Origin of the sequence: Bacillus sp. 7884-1 (genome assembly GCF_002272245.1) — a bacterium.
Lineage (GTDB): Bacteria > Bacillota > Bacilli > Bacillales > Cytobacillaceae > Neobacillus.
The window spans coordinates 1-4,552 of record NZ_NPDD01000162.1 but is presented as its reverse complement, the minus strand read 5'-3'; the positions used below and the strand labels follow the sequence as shown (position 1 = coordinate 4,552).

6 protein-coding genes are annotated in these 4,552 nt (G+C 35.3%); 3 read left to right on the top strand and 3 right to left on the bottom strand.

Annotation, left to right across the window (positions count from 1 at the left end; all coding sequences use genetic code 11):
* Nucleotides 1–25: 25 nt before the first annotated feature.
* Nucleotides 26–940, bottom strand: coding sequence for a LysR family transcriptional regulator (locus CHI06_RS18670; RefSeq protein ID WP_095250134.1), 915 nt, complete (start codon nt 938–940; stop codon nt 26–28).
* 178 nt (nt 941–1,118) lie between these two features.
* On the opposite strand from CHI06_RS18670, the gene CHI06_RS30620 reads away from it, so the two are divergent.
* The 3 genes from CHI06_RS30620 (at nt 1,119) to CHI06_RS18660 (ending at nt 3,006) form a co-directional block, all read left to right on the top strand.
* A complete protein-coding gene (locus tag CHI06_RS30620; protein WP_257009360.1) occupies nt 1,119–1,304 on the top strand; it encodes a hypothetical protein in 186 nt (61 codons plus the stop codon).
* A complete protein-coding gene (locus tag CHI06_RS30615; RefSeq protein ID WP_306453822.1) occupies nt 1,292–1,567 on the top strand; it encodes a GNAT family N-acetyltransferase in 276 nt (91 codons plus the stop codon). The genes CHI06_RS30620 and CHI06_RS30615 overlap by 13 nt, the downstream gene beginning before the upstream one ends.
* Before the next feature lie 158 nt (nt 1,568–1,725).
* Entirely contained in the window at nt 1,726–3,006 is a 1,281-nt protein-coding gene (locus CHI06_RS18660; RefSeq protein WP_095250133.1) for an MFS transporter, read from the top strand.
* A gap of 357 nt (nt 3,007–3,363) precedes the next feature.
* Here the strand turns inward: CHI06_RS18660 and CHI06_RS31120 are convergent, their stop codons facing one another.
* Both CHI06_RS31120 and CHI06_RS30605 read right to left on the bottom strand, forming a co-directional pair.
* A complete protein-coding gene (locus CHI06_RS31120; protein ID WP_257009361.1) occupies nt 3,364–3,612 on the bottom strand; it encodes a group II intron maturase-specific domain-containing protein in 249 nt (82 codons plus the stop codon).
* Nucleotides 3,613–3,775: 163 nt separating this feature from the next.
* Nucleotides 3,776–4,447, bottom strand: a complete 672-nt coding sequence (locus CHI06_RS30605) for a reverse transcriptase domain-containing protein (protein ID WP_257009359.1) — start codon at nt 4,445–4,447, stop codon at nt 3,776–3,778.
* Nucleotides 4,448–4,552 lie beyond the last annotated feature (105 nt).

Here is a 4,552-nt window from a genome sequence, read left to right as displayed (position 1 = left end):
AAGTTTAAAACTTCACAATCTAAACTCAACAAGTAGTTTCCCCAAATGACCAATCTCTTGCATGTTTTAAAGTAATTTCGATAAACATTGATAAAGCTGGGGAAATCCACTTGCTTTTGTGATAACCGACTTGGGAGAAAATCTGTTTAAAGCCACCAATGCAGGGAATAATTTTTAACCTTCCTTCATTGATTTCATCATTTACAGTCATTAATGGTAAACAAGCGATACCAAGCCCACTCATTACACAACGTTTCATCGCTTCTATACTCCAAAGCTCCATCGTGTGGGAAGGTACGATTCCCCGTTCTCCAAGGTATTCTTCAAACATCGTTCGATAGCTGCATTTTTTCTCATTCGCAATCAAACATTCGCTTATCTTTTGATTTTCGTAACTATTATCCAAAATATTCAGCGAGCAGTCAGGGCTTCCAACAAGGACAATAGGTTCGTGCAACAATGAATGGACGATTAAATCTGAATCCTGTAACTGTGGCATCATGACAAATGCAATATCTGCACTGCCATTAAGTATTGCTCTCTTGTTATCACCGCAGGTGGCGTTACTTAAACTGATGCTTACATGGGGAAACTTCTTTCTATATTCTCTTAATATTGGTTCTAGGCGGTATACCGTTAGTGATTCAGGAGCCATAATCTTTAACTCCCCTCTCGTAAGCTCTCCATCACTGGTAATGCTTTCGATCTTTCCATAGGTATCTACCATCTCTTGAGTATAGGGCAACAACTTCTTGCCAATATCAGTCAATCTTACCTTTCGACCCATCCGATCAAACAGAGGTAAGCCTAAATGTTCTTCAAGTGCCTTAATATGAGAAGTTACCGTGGATTGAGTGTACCCTAAATGTTCGGCTGCTTGTGTGAAGCTACCCGTTTCAATGACCTTTTTAAATGTAACAAAATGGCGTATCTCCATCATTTCACCCACTTTTATTCTATTCTTACATCTATAGTATCAAAAAAATCAATGGATAACTTCATAAATTTCAATTTTACTAATAATTAGTTACGAGTTAATGTTAAGAAAAATAGAAAACGGGGGAGTTAATAAAATGATTACGGTTTACGATGATAGATATTAAGAAGAAGTCATTAAATTGATATTGTATGTACAGAATGTGGAAATTGAAGTGGGTATTTGTGTGGAAGAACAACCAGATATTCTAGACATTCAATCGAGTCATATAAATGACGGTGGTAACTTTTGGTTAGCTTTAAATGATAACGGAGAGGTTGAAGGTTCTATTGGTTTGCAGAAGAAAACCATGAAATTGCAGTATTAAAGAAATTTTTCGTTTATAAAGATTACCGTGGTATAGAGTTTGGGATAGGAACAGGTCTTTTCGAAGCATTACTTGATTTTGCGAAGAAACAAGGATTTTCTAAGGTAATATTGAATACCCCATCTAAAGCCACAAGGTCACACGGTTTATATAAAAAGGTTGGATTTAAGAATATTGATAAAGAGGACTTGCCTATTCAATATGATAACCCTGATAGAGATTCACTAATTTTTGAATTGCCCCTAACTAAGAAAGAATTATAATCTATCGAGAAATATGTAGTTAGAAACGATCAAATAGCCACCTTGAATGTAAAAAGTCAGGGAAAGATTTCAAGTAACTACTTCTTGGGAATAAGAATGCATCTTACTTTAAGAATGTAGAATATTATGAAAAATATCTATAGAATGAGGGTTGAGTTTTGAAACGTATACACTATAGCTGGTTTATTCTTGCCATAACATTTTTCTCCATTATCGTATCGGGAATTGTCATTTCATCATCAGGGGTTTTCATAGATTCTTTCGAAAATGAATTTGGCTGGGATCGATCTGTTATTGCACTAGCTTTTGCCATTAGTTTGTTTTTATTTGGGATAGCAGGTCCGTTTATGGCGGCATTACTTAATGTGATTGGTTTAAAGAAAATGATGATAATTTCTATGGCAACTTTGCTGACGGGTATCATACTAACCTTTATTATGAATCAATCATGGCATCTGATCATCATTTGGGGCTTTATTATTGGGCTAGGTTCCAGTCTTTTTTTAACGGTATTAAGTCCATATGTGGCGAATCATTGGTTTAAGAAAAGAAGAGGTCTTGCAGTAGGGATATTAACGGCAAGTACAGCGACAGGTCAATTAATTTTACTTCCTGTCTTAGCGGCTATTATAGATAATTATTCGTGGCGTTGGGCGATTGGTTTAATTATGTTCCTCAGTTTCATTATGCTTATGATAATCTTGTTATTCATGAAAAACACACCAAAAGATGTTGGTATTCTACCATATGGACTAGAAGCAGAGGTACAAGAGAGCAATGAAGCACAAAAAGAAAATCCTATTGTTGTAGCCTTCAATGGTTTATTCGAAGCTGTGAAAGTCAAGGAATTTTGGTTATTAGCTGGTAGTTTCTTTATTTGTGGGCTTTCAACGGGCGGTTTAATTGGTACACATTTTGTTTCTTACTGTATAAGTTTTGGAATACCTTTAGTTACAGCGGCTTCATTTCTTTCGTTTATGGGAATCTTTAATCTAGTAGGAACAACTCTATCTGGTTGGCTGTCAGATCGTTTCGATAATCGATGGCTATTATTTTGGTACTACGGTTTAAGAGGGGTTTCTCTTGTAATACTTCCTTATGCATTAAATGAAGGTTCCATTACTATGCTAGTTATCTTTACTGTGTTTTATGGATTAGACTGGATTGCAACTGTTCCACCAACTATTAGTATCTCTAGACAAATCTTCGGCACTAATAAAAGTGGAGTAGTTTATGGTTGGATTTTTGCATCTCATCAGGCAGGTGCTGCAGTATCTGCTTATGGAGGGGGGCTAATCTATAAATTTTTCAACACTTACACTTGGGCATTCTTCTTGGCAGGAATTTTCTGTTTATTAGCAAGCTTATTTGTCATTATTATTAAAAAACAACATTCAAGTCAATTAACTAAAGAAGGATTAATGCATAGCAATGCATAAGAAAGCTAAAACTGATGTATTTACTCTACTCTCACCGTACAGGATAAATTATTTATCTGACAAAGTTTTTATAGATTCTGGCAAGTATCCTGTATTCGAGAGAATCTATATTTTAATTACAATCTGAACTTCTAAAGCCAAATTTCTATGTGCTAAAGCGAGAAATTTGGCTTTTTTTTATTTGGATTTACTTAATTTTGTATTCTGCATTTTCCTAACGCTATATCTAATTATCTTTTTCCTTCTTTAACTAGTCGAGTAGAAGGGAACCTCTCTACCTTTCGGTAGATTGTATTCCTCCCCCCTCACAGAACCGTGCTTGCGCTATTAACGCACACGGCTCCTCCTAGTTACCATTTACAAAATATAGCCAATTTCTTTTCTTAAGTCATATATATTAACCTTTACTCTTGCGTAAGGTAATGGATATTTATTAAGAAAGAGTCTGAATTTATCCCAGGTAAAAGATTTCCTTTGACTTCTTCTATTGAGCCATTTGAACAGTAAATACCCGATTTTGTCTCTGAATTTATTTACACTTTGGGTATTATCTGTGATGCAATAATAATTGTAATAACCTATAAGGGAGCGCCTGAATCTATCCATAATTATATGAATGTCTTTATTTCTATTAATCTTCAACCATTCCTTAGATTCTTTGAGTTTGCCTTGGACTTTCTTCCTGCTCGACTTCCGTTTCACTCGGAAATTACCTTGTTTACTTTTCCCACAATAGTGTGTAAAACCTAGGAAATCGAAGGTCTCTGGTTTACTGTTTCCCCTTTGTTTTGTATCTTTCTCCGCAAACCTTCCGAACGGAATAATTTTTAGTTTTATCCTCGGCTATTTCTAAATTAAATTTCTTTAATCTCAATTTTAATGATTCGAAGAATTGTTCAGCTTCACTTTTAGATTGAAAACAACAAACAAAATCATCTGCATATCTCACTATGTATGCTTGTCCTTTGCACTGTTTTCTAACCCTTTTCTCAAACCATAGGTCGAGGACGTAATGGAGGTAAACGTTGGCTAATATCGGAGATATTACTCCACCTTGCGGTGTGCCAGTATCAGTCTTGTATTTCTTACCTTCCTCCATATATCCACCTTTAAGAAACCTACCAATTAATCTTAGGAGGTTAGGGTCAGAGATTCGCAGTTTTAAGAACTCCAATATCCATGTGTGGTCAACGTTGTCGAAGAATCCTTTGATATCTACATCTACTATATAATTTACTGACCTCTTTTCAATGTAATGGTTCAGTATTTTCAAAGCATCATGGCAATTACGATTTGGACGGAATCCAAAGGAACAGTCTAGAAAATCATTCTCATAGATGGTGTTTAGTATCTTTGTAATGCCTTTTTGTACAATCTTATCTTCATGTTCCGGTATTCCCAATGGTCTTTTCTTGTCTGAGTTGAGCTTTGGAATATACATTCTTCTTACTGGAACAGGATGATAATAATCTTGAGGAAAACATAGAGGATTTAGTAAGTAGGCTTAAACGACGCTAAGCAAAACATCCCTCGAACAGTTTCTTTG